This window comes from Streptomyces flavofungini, assembly GCF_030388665.1.
GTDB lineage: Bacteria > Actinomycetota > Actinomycetes > Streptomycetales > Streptomycetaceae > Streptomyces > Streptomyces flavofungini_A.
This window is the reverse complement of record NZ_CP128846.1, coordinates 869,180-887,411: the sequence shown is the minus strand read 5'-3', so window position 1 is coordinate 887,411 and position 18,232 is coordinate 869,180. Positions and strand designations below refer to the sequence as shown.

Below are 18,232 nucleotides of genomic sequence, written 5' to 3'. Positions count from 1 at the left end.
GCAGGTGTGCGATGGCAGTGACGATCGCGCTCGCCGGGGACACCATGCTCGGTTGCGGGGTGGCCGAGGACCCGCGACGGGCCCGGCCGCGGCCGCTGTTCTCGGAGCGGATCCGGGACCTGACCACGCAGGCGGACCTGTTCGTCCTCAACCTCGGATGCGCCCTCTCCGAGCGGGGCACCGCCGCCCTCGCACGGGGCAGGCCGTTCCCGTTCCGCGCCCCGCCCGCGGCGGCCGGCGCCCTGACCGATCTCGGTGTCGACGCCGTCACGCTCGCCAACGACCACGCTTTGGACTACGGGGCCGAGGCCCTGGCCGACACCCGGTTGCTGCTCGCCGGAGTCGGCATCCAGTCGGTGGGCGCAGGGGCGGACACCGAAGCCGCCCGCAACCCCGTGATCCTCAAGGCGGGCGGGCTCACTGTCGGGCTGCTCGCGGTCACCGATCACCCGGCGCACTGCGCCGCCGGACCCGGCACGCCGGGCGTGGCCCACGCCGACCTCAGGCGCGGCACACCGCGCTGGCTGACCGACCGGATCCGCTCCGTACGCCATGAAACCGACGTCACCGTGGTCAGCGTGCACTGGGGGCCGACCATGGTGGGCCGCCCGGTGCCGTACGTGCGCCGCGCGGCCGATGCCTTCGTCGACGCGGGGGCGACGCTGGTGGCCGGCCACGCGGCCCACCTCTTCCACGGCTTCACCCGCCGTGTCCTGTTCGACCTGGGCGACTTCATCGGCGACTACGCCACCCACCCGGTACTCCGCAACGACCTGGGGCTGCTCTGGCTGGTGACCCTGGACGAGGACGGACCGCGGCGCACCGAGGCCGTCCCCATCGCCCTGGACCACGCCCACACCCGCCTGGCCGACCAGGCCGAGTACCGCTGGATCGCCGAGCGGCTCACCGAAGCCTGCGCCCCCTTGGGCACCAAGGTGACGCGCCGGGACAACAGCCTCGTCACGAGCTGGCCGTCGGGGCGCGGATGAGGACAGCGGAGGCGAGCTCGCACACGCGCGCAGGTGGTCCGCGGCCGGGTGCGGCTGGGGGCCGGCGCGTCCCGGAACCCGGCACGCCACGGACGGGGGTGCGCGACGGTTCCGCGCGCAGCGGCGGTGCTCCGGCCCCGGCCCGTGACGCGCCGCCCGCTGTCAGCCGGCCGCACGACCCCATCGCGGACCCAGCTGATCCCACTCATGGCCCCATCGTTCGGTGGCCTGTTGCTCGACGCGCAGGCGCGCCACGCGCCCGCCCGCGAGGAACACCAGGCAGGTGAGCGAAGCCGCGCCGGCGCCGGTCACCACCACACGTGCGGTGCCGTCGGTGCGGCTGATGGGGGCGGACACCAGACGGCCGTGCGCGTCGGCCCACAGAGCCAGAACGGTGCCCTTCCTGGTGCCGGGCCGTACGGACGCCCGGCCGTGATGGAGGATGCCGTCGCCGTCCGCCCAGCGCACCCTTGCCCGCACGCGGTCGAACCCGGTGTCGCTGTCCCCGTCGCGCGCACCCCCGGGCGCGGTTTCCGACAGGACGGCGCGGACCGGGTGCCGTGCCGCCCTCTGCCGTTCCACGGCGTCGTCCATGGCCTGTGCGCCCAGGACCCCGACCGCGGTGCCCCCGGCCAACCCGGCCGCCCAGGCGAGCAGGAGGATCCACGCCTCCATCACATCGCTGCGGCGGCGCAGCGGGTTGTGCCGCCACCGCCAGCCCGGGTTCCTCGCCCTGAGGAACATCCGCATCGGTCACACCACCCCACGGACAAGCCCAGTGCGGGCACTGCGAAAACGGTGTCGCCGGCCGTACTGCCGCGGAAGGGGGCTCCTGGCCCGCCGACAGGGGCGAACAGGCGCGGCGAAAGGCGGGAAGCACCCAGCCGCGCCGTCCAGCGCGGGGCAGCCGCCGTTTCCCCGGCCCGCCGCCTCACTCGTGCGCCACGACCGCGACGGGGCAGGACACTTGATGAATGGCCATGTGCGTGACATGACCCGTACGGCTTCCCGGCCCTCCACGCCGCACCTCACGGCCCAGCACCAGCAGGCCCGCGTACCGCGCGGCACGGGACACCGCAGGAACCGGACGGCCGTACTCCGCCGTCGCGTGGACAGCGACCTGGGGGTACTTGTCCTTCCACGGTCCGAGCACGGACTCAAGCGCGCACTCGGCGTCGCGCTGCGTCGGCACATGCCCCCGCTCGTCGACGCCGCCGCGTGTGTTGGGCAGCCGCCAGGCGTGGACGACGTGCAGCGGTGCCGCGCGGTGGCGGGCCGCCTCGAAGGCGAAGGCGAGCAGGGAGTCGCAGGCGTGGTGCAGGTCGACAGCGGCCACCACCGGCCGGTACGGAGTCCCGGCCGAGGCTTCGTGGTCGCCGTTCGGCACGTGCTCGTCCACGCCGTCGAAGCCCGCCCGCACGAGCACGACGGGAGTGCGCGCGCGAGCCACCACCGCCAGGGCCACGGACCCGGCCAGCAGCCCGCCGAGACCCCCGAAGCCCTGATTGCCGAGCACCAGCAGTTCCGCGGCCTCGGCCTCGGCCAGCAGCGTCGGCACCGGCCCCCTGCGGATCTGCTCGGCGGTCACGGGCACTTGAGGGTGTTCCTCGGCGAGCCGGTCCACAGCGGAGCGCAGGATCCGCCGCGCCCGGTACCGGGGGACCGCCAACTCGGGCAGACTCACCGGTTCCGCGTCGCCCGCCAGCCCCTCCCGTGCGTGCACGACGCGCAGCGGAAGACCGCGGCGCAAGGCCTCCCTGGCCGCCCAGTCCGCGGCGGCGACACTCTCCCCTGAGCCGTCCAGGCCCACCACGATCGGCCGGAGCATCGACCTCACCTCCCTGTCCGGCAAGCGTCGCGCGGCACCGAGGGCGGGAACACGGGCGCACCGGCCTCCGGCGGGGGCCGTTCGGCCCCTGCGTGCCGCCGGGCGCGGACGCCGACTGTGGAGCCATGAAGGAACGCACACGCATCGCCGTGATGGGCGTCGGCAACGAGTACCGACGCGACGACGGGCTCGGCCCCGCGGTCGTCGCACGGCTCCGGCGGCGGACCATGGTGCGTCCGCTGCCACCCGGGACGACGCTCGGCACCTGCGACGGCGATCCCGGTCGGCTCATCACCCTGTGGGAGGGCGCCGACCTCGCGGTGATCGTGGACGCCGCACACGCGCATCCCGGCGTGCCCGGGCGCGTGCACCGCATCGAGCTGGACGCCGAACGACTCACACAGCCCCCCGCGGCCGGCTCGCACGGGCTGGGGCTCGGTGAAGCCGTCGAACTCGCCCGTGTGCTGGACAGGTTGCCCGGACGACTCGTCGTCTTCGCGGTCGAGGGAGCCGACCACTCCCTCGGCACCGGCTTGTCGCCCGCGGTGGCGGCCGTGGTCGGGCCCCTCGCCGAGTCCGTCGAGCGAGAGATCGTGCGGCACCGGGACGCCGCCGCCCGGGGCGCAACATGACTCACGTGACGCGTGGCTTCGTCGTCCACGGGACCGTGCAGGGCGTGGGCTTCCGGCCGTTCGTGCACCGGATCGCCGGTGAGCTCCGGCTGACCGGCTGGGTCGCGAACGTGGACGGCCACGTCGAGGGGACGGTCGCGGGACCTGCGGACGCCGTCGCGGAGTTCGGGCGGCGGCTGCGCGCGGACGCACCGGTCCTCGCGCGCGTACGAAAGGTCGCGTGGACTCCGGCGGACGCGGCCGGGGTACCGCATGCCGCGGACGACGGCGGCGCGGCGGGATCGAAGGCCTTCGTGGTGCGCCCCAGCGGACCCGTGCGGCGCACCGCCCCCGCCCCGCGCGAGATCCCGCCCGACGCGGCGATCTGCGCGGCCTGCCTGCGCGAGCTGTTCGCCCCGGAGGACCGCCGCTACCGGTACCCGTTCGTCAACTGCACCGACTGCGGGCCGCGGGCCACCATCATCGAGGACCTGCCCTACGACCGGATCCGCACCACCATGCGCCGTTTCCCGATGTGCGCCGACTGCGCCGCGGAGTACGCCGACCCCCGTGACCGGCGCTTCCACGCCGAGCCCGTGGCCTGCCCCGCGTGCGGGCCGACGCCGGCCTGGGACGACCTGCGCGGCGAGCGGGCACTGAAGGCCGCCGTGGACGTCATCGCCGGGGGCGGGATCGTCGCCGTGAAAGGACTGGGCGGCTACCAGCTGGTGTGCGACGCGACCGATCCGGTGGGCGTGGCCGAACTGCGGCGGCGCAAGCGCAGACCGGTGAAGCCCTTCGCCGTGATGGTGCGCGACGTGCGGACGGCCGGGCGGCTGGCCCGGGTGAACAGCACGGAGCTGGCGCTGCTGACCTCGCCGGCGCGTCCCGTGGTGCTGCTCAGGCCCCGGCCCGTGCGCGGCGGGGGAGCACCGTCCGTCGTGACCGGTGTGCACCCGGCGCCGGGCTGCGGCCCCGGCACGACGGGGCCGGGGACCCCGGGCGTCACCGGACGCCTCGGCCTCTTCCTGCCCACCACGGGGCTGCACCACCTCCTGGTGCGCGAGGTGGACCGGCCGCTCGTCGTCACCAGCGGCAACCTCGCCGACGAGCCCATCGCCATCGACGACGACGAGGCCCGGCGCGTCCTCGCCCACGTGGCCGACGGCTTCCTCACGCACGACCGGCCGGTCCGCGCCCGCTACGACGACTCCGTGGTCCTGGCCGCCGGGCGCCTGCCCCTCACCGTGCGGCGCGCCCGCGGCCTGGCTCCCGCGCCGCTCCCCCTCGCCCCCGGGGCGCCCGTGCCGCTGGTGGGTGCCGGGGCGCAGCTCAAGCACACCTTGACGCTCGCCGAGGGAGACCAGGCCCGTCTCGGGCCGCACCACGGCGACTTGGCGGACGCGGCCACGTACGAGGCCTTCGAGGACGGGTACGCGGATCTGTGCCGCCTTACCGGCATCACCCCGCGGGTCGTCGCCCACGACCTGCACCCCGGCTATCTGTCCACTCAGTGGGCGCTCGCCCAGCCGGCGCGACACCTGCCCGTGCAGCACCACCACGCGCACGTGGCGGCGTGCGCCGCCGAGCACGGGCTGCGCGGGCCCTTCCTCGGCGTCGCCTACGACGGGCTCGGCCTGGGCGACGACGGGACGCTGTGGGGCGGGGAAGTCCTGGTGGCCGACCTGCGGAGCTACCGGCGCGTGGCGCGGTTCGCCACGGCGCCGCTGCCCGGCGGCGACGCGGCCGTGCGCCACCCCTACCGCATGGCCCTCGGGCACCTCTTCGGGAGCGAGCCGCTCGGTACGCCGTCCCCCGCCGAAGCCGCGCGCACGTTTCTCGGCCGGATCGACCCCCGGCAGGCCGCATGGATCCGCGCCATGGTCGCGCGCGGCGTCAACTGCCCCCGCGCCTCCAGCGCCGGACGGCTCTTCGACACCGTGGCCGGCCTCCTCGGGCTCGCCGACACCAATGGCTACGAAGGCGAGGCGGCGGCCGCGCTCGAAGCGGCAGCGGGCCGGGAGCACGCGGCGCCCCTGCGCCACCGCGTCGTGCGGGTCAAGGACCTGTGGGTGTACGACTGCGCGGCGACGCTCGGCGACCTGCTGGAGCGTCAGAGGAGCGGCGAACCCGTCCCACGCCTCGCCGCGGCCTTCCACCAGGCCCTCGCGGCCGCCACGGCCGACCTCGTGGCCCGGGCCGTCGAGGAGGGCGCGCCGCGCACGGTGTGCCTGGGCGGCGGCTGCTTCACCAATGTCCTGCTGCTCACCCTCGTGCGCAGACGGCTGCGAGCCCTGGGACTGCGGGTGCTGGTCGGCCGTGAGGTCCCTTCGGGCGACGGCGGCATCAGCTACGGCCAGGCGGCGGTCGCCGCCGCACGCCTCGCCCACGAGCGGAAGAAGAGGTGAGCCGTTGTGTGCCTGGGGATTCCCGGCCGCGTGGTGGACCTGTACGACGACGCCGGCCTGCGCATGGCGACCGTCGACTTCGGCGGCGTACGGCGAGCGGTGTGCCTGAGTTACACGCCGGGCGCCGCCGTCGGCACCTACGTGATCGTGCACGTCGGCTTCGCGATCACGGAGGTCGACGAGGCGGAGGCGCACCGCACGCTGGAGGTGCTGCGGTCCATGGCCGACGCCGTCGAGGCCGAACTCGGCGAACCACTGCCCTGAGGAAACCGCTGCCCTGAGGGCCGTTCGGCCCGCCCGTCGGCGCCGCCCGGCCCCGGCTCCTGCCCGCCCGGCCACTGCACCGCGGGCCTGCGGCGCCGGACGCTGAACACGCCCACCGATCGCACAGAATCGCGAGGTCCGTGATGACCGGCAGCACCGCTCCCAGCGCTTCGGCTCCCCGCACGGCGGCCGACGGCACCACCCACGCCCTGCTCGCCGACGGCACCACCATCCGCATCCGGTGCGCGCGGCCCGCGGACCACGACGTGGTGCTGCGCCTGTACGAGGAGATGGCACCGGAGTACCAGCGGTTCAGGTTCTTCGTGGCCAGCCCGCGCTCGGCCGCGCAGGCCGCGGCTCGTCTGCGCAGCCGCGCCGCGCCCCGTGGCGCGACGGCCTCGGCAGCCGGGCGCTCCCGCTACCACGCACTCCTCGCCGAGCACGAGGACCACCTGATCGGGATCGCCGAGTACGAGGTCACCGGCGCGGACTCCTCGCCCCCGGGCGAGGTCACCGCCGAGATCGCCCTGGCTGTCGCGGACCGGTGGCACCACCGGGGCGTGGGCACCCTGTTGCTGGAGCACCTGGTGTCGGCGGCCCGTGCCGACGGCGTCACCACGTTCACCGCGGACGCGCTCGCCCAGAACCACGAAGTCCTGAAGGTCTTCGCGGACCTCGGGCTGAGCACCGCGCGCCGCTTCGAGGGCAACGAGGTGCGGTGCGTCGTCCGACTGGACCAGACCGACGCCTATCTGACCTCCGTCGAGGCCCGCGGCCGCACCGCCGACGTGGCGAGTCTGCGGCCTCTGCTGCGCCCGGATTCGGTGGTGGTCATCGGGGCCGGCAGCAAGCCGGGGTCGGTGGGCCGGGCCGTGCTGCGCAACCTGTGCACCGGCGGATTCCACGGACGGGTGTTCGCGGTGAACCCGCACGCCACCATGGTGCTCGGCGTGCACGCCTATCCCCGGGTGGGCTCGCTGCCCCAGGTCCCGGACCTCGCCGTCCTCGCCGTGCCCGCGGAGCGCGTCCCCGAGGTCGCCGAGGAGTGCGGCAAGTTCGGCGTACGGGCCCTGCTCACCGTCTCCTCCGGCCTCGACGCCTCCCAGGCGCGAGGACTGCTGGACGCCTGCCGCACCCACGGCATGCGCCTGGCCGGGCCCAACTGCCTGGGCCTGGCCAACACCGAGCAACGCGTCAGCCTGGACGCCACCTTTGCCGCCACGCACCCCGCGCCCGGAACGGCGGGAGTGGGCGTGCAGTCGGGTGGTGTGGGCATCGCGCTGCTGAGCGGCCTCGCCCGGCTCGGCGTCGGCGTGTCCAGCTTCGTCTCGCTCGGCGACAAGTACGACGTGAGCGGCAACGACCTGCTGCAGTGGTGGGAGGGCGACGGAACCACCGACCTGGCGCTGCTGCACCTGGAGTCGTTCGGCAACCCCCGGGCCTTCTCCCGCACCGCGCGACGCGTGACCAGGAAGCTGCCCATTCTGACGGTCGACGCCGGGCGCACCGAGGCGGGCCGCTCCGCTGCCGCGTCCCACACCGCCGCTGCCGCCACCCGCACCATGACGCGTCGGGCGCTGTTCACCCAGGCCGGGATCACCGCCACCGACTCCGTCTCCGAACTCCTCGACGCCGCGGCGTTGTTGCACTCCCAGCCGCTGCCGACAGGGCCCCGCGTCGCGGTGGTCACCAACGCGGGCGGCGCCGGTGTCCTGGCCGCCGACGCGTGCGCCGAGGCCGGTCTGCGCCTGCCCTCCCTCGACGCATGTCTCATCGACGACGTGCTCGACGTGCTTCCCGACGGGGCGAGTGCCACCAACCCCGTCGACGTCACCGCCGCCGTCAGCGAGGAGCAACTGCGTGCCTGCGTCGACCGCATCGCGGCGAGCGGGTGCGTCGACGCGGTCCTGGTGGCGCTCGTGCCCACCGCGGTCGCCGCGGCGACCGGTGACGTTCTGGTCCGGTCCCTCACCCACGCCCCGGACCGGCGTCGTGACAGGACGGTCGCCGCGGTGCTCATCGACCAGGAGCAGCCGGTACGCCTGCTGCCCGCCGCCACCGGCACCGTCCCCGCGTACGCCGAGCCCCAGGCGGCCGCCCGCGCCCTGGCCCACGCGGTCGAGCGCGGCCGGTGGCTGGCACGGCCGCCCGGCACCACTCCCGTCCTCACGGACGTGGACACACCTCGCGCCCGCGCGGCCGTCGAGGCCTACCTCGACCGCAACCCCGAGGGCGGCTGGCTCGCCCCCGGCGAGTGTGCCGAACTCCTCGACTGCTACGGCATCCCGCAACTGCCCTGGGCCTGGGCCGAGACCGAGGACGACGCGGTCCTGGCCGCCGAGCAACTCAAAGGGCCGGACGGACTCGTGGTCCTCAAGGCGCACTGGCCGGGCCTGCTGCACAAGGCGGAGCAGCGCGCGCTCCACCTGGACCTGCGCGGCGACGCCCAGGTCCGGGCCGCTTTCCGGGATCTGGAGACCCGCTTCGGGCACCTGATGACCGGCGTGGTCGTCCAGCCGCTCGCCGCACGCGGCACCGAGGTGTTCGCCGGTGTCGTCCAGGACGAGATCTTCGGGCCGCTGGTGCTCTTCGGTCTCGGCGGCACCGCCACCGAGGTGCTCGCCGACCACGCCGCCCGGCTCGCCCCGCTCACCGACCACGACGTGCACGACCTGATCACCGCGCCGCGCTGCGCACCGCTGCTTTTCGGCCGCGGCGGTGGCGGACCGGTCGACCTCGAAGGCCTGGAGCAACTGCTGCTGCGTCTCTCGCGGCTCGCGGGCGACCTGCCGCAGCTGGCCGAGGCCGACCTCAACCCGGTCCTGGCGCGCCCTGAGCGGGTCACCGCCCTGGACACGCGGATCCGGCTCCTGCCACGCCGCTCCAACGACCCCTACCTGCGACAACTACGACGACTCCGCTGAACCCGAGCGGTGCGCCGAGGAGGCGAACGTCCATGAAGCACAGCAAGGTCGGCTCGGTCATGACGAGTGACGTCGTCACGGCGACGGACGGCACCCCGTTCAAGGAAGTGGCCCAACTCCTGGCCCGCCACCGCGTCAGCGGCCTGCCCGTGGTCGACGGCGACGGACACGTCATCGGGGTGCTCTCCGAGACCGACCTGATGATGCGGCAGGCCGAGGCGGAGGACCCCTACGCGCCCGCCCGCGCAGCCCGCTGGCGCAGGCTGCTGCCGGGCATCCGCAAGCGCGTGGCCAAGGCCCGTGCCCGTACGGCGGGAGAGCTGATGTCGCAGCCGGCCATCACGGTGTACGCCGACGGCACCATCGCCGAGGCCGCTCGCACCATGGCCAGGCACCGCGTCGAACGGCTGCCCGTCGTCGACGACGAGGAACGGCTCGTCGGCATCGTCACCCGCCGCGACCTGCTCCAGGTCTTCCTGCGACCCGATGCCGAGATCCGCCGCGAAGTCGTCCAGCAGGTCCTGGTGGACACGCTGTGGTTGGCGCCGCAGACGCTGGACGTGGCGGTCCTCGACGGCGTGGTGACCCTGCGCGGACAGGTGGAGCGGCGCAGCGAGGTTCCCATGGCCGTGCGCATGACCCAGCAGATCGACGGCGTCGTGGCTGTCGTGGACAAGCTCACCTACCGCTTCGACGACTCGCATCTGCGGCCCAGCGAGGACGCGCTCAAGGGCGTCGCCGACGACTGGCTGCGCAAGCTGTGAGGGAGGTGCCGCGATGACATCGACAGCTCTTGTCGCCTATGGGTCGACGTACGGTTCGACTGCTGAGCTGGCTCGCACGGTCGGCGACGGGCTCCGCAAGACCGGTCTGCTCGTCGAGGTGCGGTCGGCCGATGTCGTACGGGATCTGACGCCGTACAGCGCGGTGGTCCTCGGCGGCGCCCTGTACTCCGGGCGGTGGCAGCGTGACGCCCGCCGCTTCGCGCGCCGCCACCGGCGGGCGCTGGTCCGGCTCCCGCTGTGGCTGTTCAGCAGCGGCCCGCTGGACTCATCGGCCGCGGAGCGGGATATTCCGCCGCCGCCTTCGGTGCGTCGCCTGGCGCACCGACTCCACGCCCGCGGGCATGTGACGTTCGGCGGGAGCCTCGACGAGCGGGCCGACGGCTGGGTCGCGCGGAAGATCGTCGCGTCCGGCAAGGGCGGCGACTTCCGCGACTTCGAGGTGGTGGCGGCCTGGGCGGAGAGCGTCGCGCGGGAGCTCCTGTCGCTGACCTCCCGCATCGACTGACCGGGCCCGGGGGCCCGGCAGGCCCTCGGACCGACTCCCATCGGTCTTCGTCCAGTGCCGAACGGCCCCTGCTCCGCCCGGTGTTCCCGTACGAGGCTGGTCACGCAAGCCCGTCCGACAGGCGACGCGAAGCCCGGCACGAGGAGGATTCCATGGACGTCACCCGAGCCACGGCAGTGATCGACCGGGCAGGCCTCGCCGCCTTGGTCGCCGCGCTGGTGGCGGACGGTCGTACCGTCGTCGGCCCCACGGTCCGCGACGGCGCGATCGTTCTCGACGTCCTGGAGTCCGCCGACGCGCTTCCTTTCGGCTGGGGGGTCGAACTCGATGCGGGGCGCTACCGGCTGGTCCCACGAGAGGACGGCGCGGCTTTCGCGCACAGCGCCGGACCGCAGTCGTGGAAGGCCTTCCTGCACCCGCAGCGCGAGCGGGTGTGGAGCGCGCGGCGCGGGCCCGACGGCACACCGGTGTTCACCGCGGCCCGCCCCGACGTCCCCGCGTACGCGTTCCTGGGCGTCCGGCCCTGTGACCTTCGCGCCATCGCGATCCAGGACCGCGTTCTGGCCGGCGGCCACTACCCGGACAGCGGATATCAGCGGCGGCGGAGGGGAGCGCTGCTGATAGCCGTGGAGTGCACCGAGCCCGGGGCGACCTGTTTCTGCGTGTCGACGGGCGGCGGTCCAGCGGCCGACGTGGGCTTCGACCTCGCGCTCACCGAGGTCGTCGATGACGACGGCCACCGCTTCTTCGTCCGCGTGGGCAGCGGGCTCGGGGAGCGGCTGCTCGCCGCGGTTCCTCATCGGGCAGCGGACCTGACGACGGAGTCCGTCGCCCGTGGCGCGGTCGACGAGGCCCGCGCGCACATGGGCCGCTCCCTGCCCCCGGTCGACCTGCGGGCCCTGATGGGCGCATCCCTGGAGGCCGAACGCTGGAACGACGTCGCCTCCCGCTGCCTGACCTGCGCCAACTGCACCATGGTGTGCCCCACCTGCTTCTGCACGACCACCGAGGAGGTCACCGACCTCACCGGGGACCACACCGAGCGGTGGCAGCGCTGGGACTCCTGCTTCGACCTCGACTTCTCCGGCCTCCACGGCGGGCCCGTGCGCGCGTCGGGCCGCAGCCGCTACCGGCAGTGGCTCACCCACAAGCTCTCCACCTGGCACGACCAGTTCGGCAGCGGCGGCTGCGTGGGCTGCGGGCGCTGCGTCACCTGGTGCCCGGCAGCCATCGACCTCACCGAAGAGGTCGCCGCCCTCGCCGCCGAACACGACGCGAGGGCCAACGGGGACGCCCCGTCGGCACACAGCGACGGAAGGGCAGAGCCATGAACGACACCGCCACAGCCGAGGTCCGCTGGACGCGGGCACTGAGCGCAGAGCACCGCGCCCGGCTCATGACCGTCGCCCGCGAAGTCACCATCCCGCAGGGCACCCGTCTGTTCGACGAAGGAGGACGTGCCGACTGGTTCTGGATCATCCGCGCCGGCACGGTCTCGCTGGACATGCATCTGCCGGGGCGCCGCCGTACCCAGGTCATCGAAACGGTCGGTTGCGGCGAACTGGTCGGCTGGTCATGGCTGTTCTCGCCCAATGTCTGGCAGTTGGGAGCGGAGGCCACCACCACGGTCCGCGCTCTCGAATTCGAGGCCAGGGCCGTGCGGCGCATGTGCGAGATCGACACGGAGCTCAGCTCGGCCGTCGGCCAGTGGGTCGGCAGGATCCTCGCGCGGCGACTGCAGGCGGCCCGCACCCGCCTGCTCGAGCTGTACGCCCCCTACGGCAGCGGCGGTGCGCGATGACCGTGCAGCCCGCTCCCGCCCCCGCCCGCCGCCCCGTGCCGACGGCGGCGGACGCCGAGCCGCGTCTGCCCGTGCCCCACCGCGTGATCGCGCGCTGGCGTGAGACACCCGACACGGTGACGCTCCGCCTCGACCCGGTCGACGTGGCACTCCCGGACTTCGTGCCCGGCCAGTTCGCGATGGTGCACTGCTTCGGCCGCGGAGAGATCCCCCTCTCGGTGAGCTCCATCCCCACCACGGGGGGACTGGCCCACACCGTGCGTGCCGTGGGTGCCGTCTCCGCCGGACTGTGCGCCGCCCGGGTCGGCGACGTCCTGGGGCTGCGCGGCCCCTACGGCACCGGCTGGGAACTGGAGCGGGCGCGGGGCCAGGACGTGATCGTGGTCGCGGGCGGCATCGGCCTCGCCCCGCTGCGCCCCCTGATCCGCGACGCGGTCGCCGCACCGCGCCACTACGGCCGCGTCAACGTCCTCATCGGTGCCCGCACGCCGTCCGACCTGCTGGCCAAGTACGAGACGCGCCGCTGGCCGACCGCCTGCACCGGCGTCACGGTCGACCGCGCGGATCCCGGCTGGACCGGTGAGGTCGGCCTGGTCACCCGCCTCCTGGACCGCGCACAGTACCTGCCCGCGCGGACCCGGGCCTTCGTCTGCGGACCCGAACCCATGATCCGTGCCACCGCACGCGAGCTGGTCCACCGCGGGGTCGCCGCCGATCGCATCCGCGTGTCCCTGGAACGGAACATGCGCTGCGCCACCGGGACCTGCGGCCACTGTCAGCTCGGCCCGCTGCTGTTGTGCCGGGACGGCGCGGTCGTCGACTGGGACCGGGCCGAACCGCTGCTGTCGATACGGGAGCTGTGACATGTCCGCCTCCGCAACCCGCACCACGCCCTCGCTCGCCGTGTTCAAGCTGGCCTCCTGCGACGGCTGCCAACTCACGCTCCTGGACTGTGAGGACGAGCTCCTCGGACTCGCCGGGGAGGTGGAGATCGCCCACTTCCTGGAGGCGTCCAGCGCGGTGCGTCCCGGACCGTACGACGTGGCGCTCGTCGAGGGCTCCGTCACCACCGCCGGTGACGCCGCTCGCGTGCGGCGGATCAGGGCCGAGTCCCGGCACCTGGTCACCATCGGCGCCTGCGCGACGGCGGGCGGCATCCAGGCGCTGCGCAACCTCGCCGACGTCCAGGAGTTCGCCCGCGTCGTGTACGCCCGACCCGACTACCTGGACACCCTGGCCACCTCCACACCGGTGTCCGCGCACGTGGACGTCGACTTCGAGCTGCGCGGCTGCCCCATCGACCGCGGCCAGCTCCTGGAGGTCCTCAGCGCCTACCTGGCCGGGCGCAAGCCCGACATCCCCAACCACAGCGTGTGCTTCGCGTGCAAGCGACGCGGCGCCGTCTGCGTCACCGTCGCCCACGGCACACCCTGCCTCGGCCCGGTCACCCACGCGGGCTGCGGCGCGATCTGCCCGGCGTACGGGCGCGGCTGCTTCGGCTGCTTCGGCCCGTCCGGTTCGGCGAACCCGCGCGCGCTGCTGCCCCTGCTGCGCCGCGACGGCCTGGACGAGCGGGCCGTCGAGCGCCTCCTGCACACCTTCAACGCCCCCGCCTTCGACACCTTCGCAGAGGAGCGATCGTGACCCACAGAGGATCCCGTGTGCTGCACGTCGGCTCCCTCTCCCGGGTCGAGGGCGAGGGAGCCCTCCGGCTGCGCGTCCACGACGGCGAAGTGACCGAGGCGCATCTGAACATCTACGAACCACCGCGCTTCTTCGAGGCGCTGCTGCGCGGCCGCGCGCACACCGAGCCGCCCGACATCACCGCGCGCGTCTGCGGGATATGCCCCGTCGCCTACCAGATGAGTGCCTGTGCGGCCGTCGAGGACGCCTGCGGCATCGACATCCCGCCCGAGATCCGCGCGCTGCGCCGCCTGCTGTACTGCGGGGAGTGGATCGAGAGCCAGACCCTGCACGTCTACCTCCTGCACGCTCCCGACTTCCTGGGCTGCGACGGCGCGATCGACCTCGCCCGCACCCGGCGCCGGGACGTCGAACGCGGCCTGCGCCTGAAGCAGACCGGCAACGCCCTCCTCGAACTCCTCGGCGGCCGCGCCATCCACCCCGTCAACGTCCGCCTCGGCGGCTTCCACCGCACCCCCGCGCCCAGGGAACTGCGGCCCCTGGCCGAACAGTTGAGGCGCGCCCTGGACGACGCCTGGGACACCGTGCGCTGGGTGGCGGGCTTCGACTTCCCCGACGCCACCGTGGACGCCGACTTCCTCGCGCTCGCCGCCCCGGGAACGTACGCCATCGAGTCGGGGACACCGACCGTGCTGCGCACCGACGGCACGCTCACCGCCTTCCCCGTGCACGACTTCCCGCTGCGGGTCCGCGAGGAGCAGGTGCGGCACTCCACCGCCCTGCACTCCCGGCTCGACGGGCGCCGCCATCTGACCGGCTGCCTGGCCCGGTTCGCGATCAGCGGCCGGTGGCTGTCCCGCACGGCGGTGGAGGCGGCGCGCGAGGCGGGACTCGGCGACCCGTACGACGGTGTCGTCTGCTCCAACCCCTACCGCTCCCTCCTCGTCCGGGCCGTGGAGGTCGTGTACGCGGTGGACGAGGCCCTGCGGATCATCGAGACGTACGAGCCGCCGTCGCGCCCCTACGTAGAGGTGCCGCCCGTCGCGCGCACCGGTCACGGGGCGACCGAGGCGCCCCGCGGACTGCTCTACCACCGTTACGCCCTGGACGCCGACGGCACCGTCACCGACGCGTTGCTCGTGCCGCCGACCGCGCAGAACCAGGGCGCGATCGAGGACGACCTGCGCCGCACCGCCTCCCGTGCGCTCGCCGCGGGCGACCCGACCGACGCCGAGCTGACGGACCTGTGCGAACGGACCATCCGCAACCACGACCCGTGCATCTCCTGCGCCACCCACTTCCTCGACCTGACCGTCATCCGCACCACCGGAGGCCCTGATGCCTGACACACCACGCACCGACCCGCCCCCCGAAGAGCTGCCGTCGCACTCGCCGTACCGCGTGAGCGACCTGATGACGCACACCACCATCGCCGTCGGCCGCGACGCCTCCTTCAAGGAGATCGTCGAACTCATCGAGCAGTGGAAGATCAGCGCCCTGCCGGTCCTCGAGGGCGAGGGCCGCGTCATCGGCGTCGTGTCCGAAGCCGACCTGCTGCCCAAGGAGGAGTTCCGCGACGCCGACCCCACCCGCTACGACGTCCTGCGCCGCCTGTCCGACATGGCCAAGGCGGGTGCCGTCACCGCGGGCGAGCTGATGTCCAGCCCCGCCGTCACCGTCCACGCCGACGCCACCCTCGCCGAGGCCGCCCGCATCATGGCGCGCCGCCGCGTCAAGCGACTGCCCGTCATCAATGACTCGGGCCTGTTGCAGGGCGTGGTGAGCCGCAGCGACCTGCTCAAGGTCTTCCTGCGCGAGGACGAGGAGATCGCCGAAGAGATCCGTGGCAGCGTCCTCACCGCGCTGCCGTCCTCGACCGGGGTCGAGGTGCGCGTGCATCAGGGCGTCGTCACGCTCGCCGGCACCCTGAGCGACACGGCGCTCGTACCCGTGCTGGCGCGGGCCACCCGCGCCGTCGAGGGCGTCGTCGACATCCGCATCGACCTGTCCCACCCGGTGAGCGATCCGTGAAGTACCTCGACGAGTACCGCGATCCGGCGCTTGCCCGCCGCCTCCTGGACGAACTGCGTCGCGTCGCCACCCGCCCCTGGCGGATCATGGAGGTCTGCGGCGGCCAGACCCACACCCTGGTCCGCCAGGGCATCGACGAACTGCTCCCCGCGGGCATCCGGATGATCCACGGCCCCGGCTGCCCGGTGTGCGTCACTCCGCTGGAGACCCTCGACCGGGCGATGGCTCTGGCCGCGCGCCCAGAGGTGATCCTGACCAGCTTCGGCGACATGCTGCGCGTACCGGGTACGTCGACGGACCTGCTGTCGCTGCGGGCGCGCGGCGCGGACGTACGCGTGGTGTACACGCCCACGGACGCGGTCCGCACCGCCGTCGCGCACCCGGACCGCCACGTCGTCTTCCTGGCCGTCGGATTCGAGACCACCGCGCCCGCCAACGCCATGGCCGTCCTGCACGCGGAGCGCCTCGGCCTGGACAACTTCTCGGTGCTGGTCAGCCACGTCCTCGTGCCCCCTGCCATGACCACGCTCCTCACGTCCGAGGAGTGCGAGGTCCAGGCGTTCCTGGCCGCCGGACACGTGTGCGCGGTCATGGGCTGGCACGCCTACGAACCGATCGCGGCCACCCACCGCGTGCCGATCGTGGTCACCGGCTTCGAACCCCTCGACCTCATCGAGGGCATCCTCATGGCGGTCCACCAGCTGGAGTCCGGCCGGCACGAGGTCGAGAACCAGTACGCGCGCGCCGTGCGCCGCACCGGCAACACCGTCGCCCAAGACGTGCTGCGCCGCGTCTTCCGCGTCACCGACCGCGCCTGGCGCGGCATCGGCACGCTGCCCGCCAGCGGCCTCGACCTCGCCCCGCGCTACGCCCGCTTCGACGCGGCCCGCCGCTTCGACCTCACGGGCCTGCGCTCCACCGAGGACCCCGAGTGCGTCGCGGGCGCCGTCCTGACCGGCGCCCTGCTGCCCACCCAGTGCCCGGCGTACGCGGTGCGCTGTACGCCGCGTACACCGCTGGGGGCGCCGATGGTGTCGACGGAAGGCACGTGCGCGGCGTTCTACGCGGCGGGCCGCACGCGCTCGGTCGATCCGCAACCAGTCGAACCTCGGCGAGTTGATCCGCAACGGGTCGATCCGCAACCAGTCGAACCACCACAACTCGAACCACCACAACTGGAACCGCGACGGGGCGCACCGTCCGCCACCGCGCCGAGCCCGGCCGCATCGAGCAAAGGACGCCCGGCATGACCCTCGACTGTCCTCTCCCGCACCAGGAACGCGACCGCCTGCTGCTCGGTCACGGCGCGGGCGGCAGGCTCACCGCCGAACTCCTCGACACCCTGGTGCTTCCCCTGCTGACGGACCACACCTCAGGCCCTTTGGAAGACGCGGCGCCGGTGCCCACCCAGCCCCAACTGATGCTTTCCACCGATGCGTTCGTGGTGAGCCCGCTCACCTTCCCCGGTGGCGACATCGGCTCCCTCGCCGTGCACGGCACCGTCAACGACCTGGCGATGCGCGGAGCGATGCCGCTCGCGCTGAGCTGCGCGGTGATCGCGGAGGAGGGCCTGCCCCTCGACGACCTGCGGGTGGCGCTGGCCTCCGCGGGCAAGGCGGCTCGCGCGGTGCCGGTGCCCGTCATCACCGGCGACACCAAAGTGGTGGGCAGGGGCGCCGCGGACAAGCTGTTCCTCACCACCACCGGTGTCGGCCGCCGCATCCCGGGCCTCATCCCGTCCGCGACCCGGGCCCGTCCCGGGGACGCCGTCCTGCTGTCCGGCCCCGTGGGGCTGCACGGCATGGCGGTCCTGTCCACCCGCGAGGGACTCGGCTTCGAGTCCGACATCGTCTCCGACACCCGCCCCCTGCACCATCTCGTCGCCGCTCTCGGCCCGTTGGGCCCGGCCGTGCACACCCTGCGCGACCCGACCCGGGGCGGCCTCGCGGCCGCCCTCAACGAGATCGCCCGCGAAGCGGAGGTCGCCATCGAGATCGACGAACGCGCGATACCCGTCCCGGAACCGGTCGCCGCGGCCTGCGACATGCTGGGCCTCGACCCGCTGACAGTCGCCAACGAGGGCTGTCTGGTGGCGTTCGTCCCCCCGCACGCCGCCGACAAGGCACTGGCCGCCCTCCGTGCCCGCCCCGAGGGCGCGGCCGCCGCGCGAGTCGGAAGCGTGACAGCCGAACGACCCGGCCGCGTCACGCTCCGCACGCTCGTCGGGGCCCGGCGGGTGGTGGACATGCCGTTGGGAGAACTGCTGCCCCGCATTTGCTGAGTGGTGCCGGCTCCCACAGAGCCCCCAAGGACTGTCCCCTGACCGACCTTCGGGTTGATGCCGGGCCCGGTTGTCTGCGGGCGGCTTGCGCCGAACCGGACGGAGGGAGCCGGGGGTTTGGCGCACGCCCGTTGCGTAGGCCCGATGCGTGCAGCTGTGCG

The 18,232-nt window shown here is 73.8% G+C and carries 17 protein-coding genes; 15 read left to right on the top strand and 2 right to left on the bottom strand.

Going from position 1 to position 18,232, the window contains the following annotated elements; genetic code table 11:
- Nucleotides 1-11: 11 nt before the first annotated feature.
- Nucleotides 12-989: a CapA family protein gene (locus QUY26_RS03845; RefSeq protein WP_289943679.1), complete on the top strand. Its 978-nt coding sequence runs from the start codon at nt 12-14 to the stop codon at nt 987-989.
- Between the two features lie 162 nt (nt 990-1,151).
- Here the strand turns inward: QUY26_RS03845 and QUY26_RS03840 are convergent, their stop codons facing one another.
- Nucleotides 1,152-1,739: an Rv1733c family protein gene (locus tag QUY26_RS03840; RefSeq protein ID WP_289943678.1), complete on the bottom strand. Its 588-nt coding sequence runs from the start codon at nt 1,737-1,739 to the stop codon at nt 1,152-1,154.
- 181 nt (nt 1,740-1,920) lie between these two features.
- Entirely contained in the window at nt 1,921-2,817 is an 897-nt protein-coding gene (locus QUY26_RS03835; RefSeq protein ID WP_289943677.1) for a universal stress protein, read from the bottom strand.
- A gap of 125 nt (nt 2,818-2,942) precedes the next feature.
- On the opposite strand from QUY26_RS03835, the gene QUY26_RS03830 reads away from it, so the two are divergent.
- The 14 genes from QUY26_RS03830 to hypE all read left to right on the top strand — a co-directional run bounded on the left by QUY26_RS03830 (nt 2,943) and on the right by hypE (nt 18,071).
- A complete protein-coding gene (locus tag QUY26_RS03830; protein WP_289943676.1) occupies nt 2,943-3,449 on the top strand; it encodes a hydrogenase maturation protease in 507 nt (168 codons plus the stop codon).
- The gene (gene hypF, locus QUY26_RS03825) at nt 3,446-5,836 is read left to right on the top strand and encodes a carbamoyltransferase HypF (protein ID WP_436840260.1); all 2,391 of its coding nucleotides are present in this window, start codon (nt 3,446-3,448) and stop codon (nt 5,834-5,836) included. The genes QUY26_RS03830 and hypF overlap by 4 nt, the downstream gene beginning before the upstream one ends.
- 6 nt (nt 5,837-5,842) lie before the next feature.
- Nucleotides 5,843-6,100, top strand: coding sequence for a HypC/HybG/HupF family hydrogenase formation chaperone (locus QUY26_RS03820; RefSeq protein ID WP_289943674.1), 258 nt, complete (start codon nt 5,843-5,845; stop codon nt 6,098-6,100).
- A 143-nt stretch (nt 6,101-6,243) separates the two neighbouring features.
- Complete coding sequence (locus QUY26_RS03815; RefSeq protein WP_289943673.1) at nt 6,244-9,024, top strand: bifunctional acetate--CoA ligase family protein/GNAT family N-acetyltransferase; 2,781 nt, start codon at nt 6,244-6,246, stop codon at nt 9,022-9,024.
- Between the two features lie 32 nt (nt 9,025-9,056).
- Entirely contained in the window at nt 9,057-9,788 is a 732-nt protein-coding gene (locus QUY26_RS03810) for a CBS domain-containing protein (RefSeq protein ID WP_289943672.1), read from the top strand.
- A 13-nt stretch (nt 9,789-9,801) separates the two neighbouring features.
- Nucleotides 9,802-10,314, top strand: coding sequence for a flavodoxin domain-containing protein (locus QUY26_RS03805; RefSeq protein ID WP_289943671.1), 513 nt, complete (start codon nt 9,802-9,804; stop codon nt 10,312-10,314).
- Between the two features lie 152 nt (nt 10,315-10,466).
- Complete coding sequence (locus tag QUY26_RS03800; protein ID WP_289943670.1) at nt 10,467-11,645, top strand: 4Fe-4S dicluster domain-containing protein; 1,179 nt, start codon at nt 10,467-10,469, stop codon at nt 11,643-11,645.
- Complete coding sequence (locus tag QUY26_RS03795; protein WP_289943669.1) at nt 11,642-12,115, top strand: Crp/Fnr family transcriptional regulator; 474 nt, start codon at nt 11,642-11,644, stop codon at nt 12,113-12,115. Before QUY26_RS03800 ends, QUY26_RS03795 begins: the two co-directional genes overlap by 4 nt.
- A complete protein-coding gene (locus tag QUY26_RS03790; protein ID WP_289943668.1) occupies nt 12,112-12,978 on the top strand; it encodes an FAD/NAD(P)-binding protein in 867 nt (288 codons plus the stop codon). The genes QUY26_RS03795 and QUY26_RS03790 overlap by 4 nt, the downstream gene beginning before the upstream one ends.
- Before the next feature lies 1 nt (nt 12,979).
- A complete protein-coding gene (locus QUY26_RS03785; protein WP_289943667.1) occupies nt 12,980-13,759 on the top strand; it encodes an oxidoreductase in 780 nt (259 codons plus the stop codon).
- The gene (locus QUY26_RS03780; protein WP_289943666.1) at nt 13,756-15,105 is read left to right on the top strand and encodes a Ni/Fe hydrogenase subunit alpha; all 1,350 of its coding nucleotides are present in this window, start codon (nt 13,756-13,758) and stop codon (nt 15,103-15,105) included. Before QUY26_RS03785 ends, QUY26_RS03780 begins: the two co-directional genes overlap by 4 nt.
- The gene (locus QUY26_RS03775) at nt 15,098-15,790 is read left to right on the top strand and encodes a CBS domain-containing protein (protein ID WP_289943665.1); all 693 of its coding nucleotides are present in this window, start codon (nt 15,098-15,100) and stop codon (nt 15,788-15,790) included. The genes QUY26_RS03780 and QUY26_RS03775 overlap by 8 nt, the downstream gene beginning before the upstream one ends.
- The gene (gene hypD, locus QUY26_RS03770) at nt 15,787-17,040 is read left to right on the top strand and encodes a hydrogenase formation protein HypD (RefSeq protein ID WP_289943664.1); all 1,254 of its coding nucleotides are present in this window, start codon (nt 15,787-15,789) and stop codon (nt 17,038-17,040) included. Before QUY26_RS03775 ends, hypD begins: the two co-directional genes overlap by 4 nt.
- Entirely contained in the window at nt 17,037-18,071 is a 1,035-nt protein-coding gene (hypE, locus tag QUY26_RS03765; protein WP_289943663.1) for a hydrogenase expression/formation protein HypE, read from the top strand. Before hypD ends, hypE begins: the two co-directional genes overlap by 4 nt.
- Nucleotides 18,072-18,232: the final 161 nt, after the last annotated feature.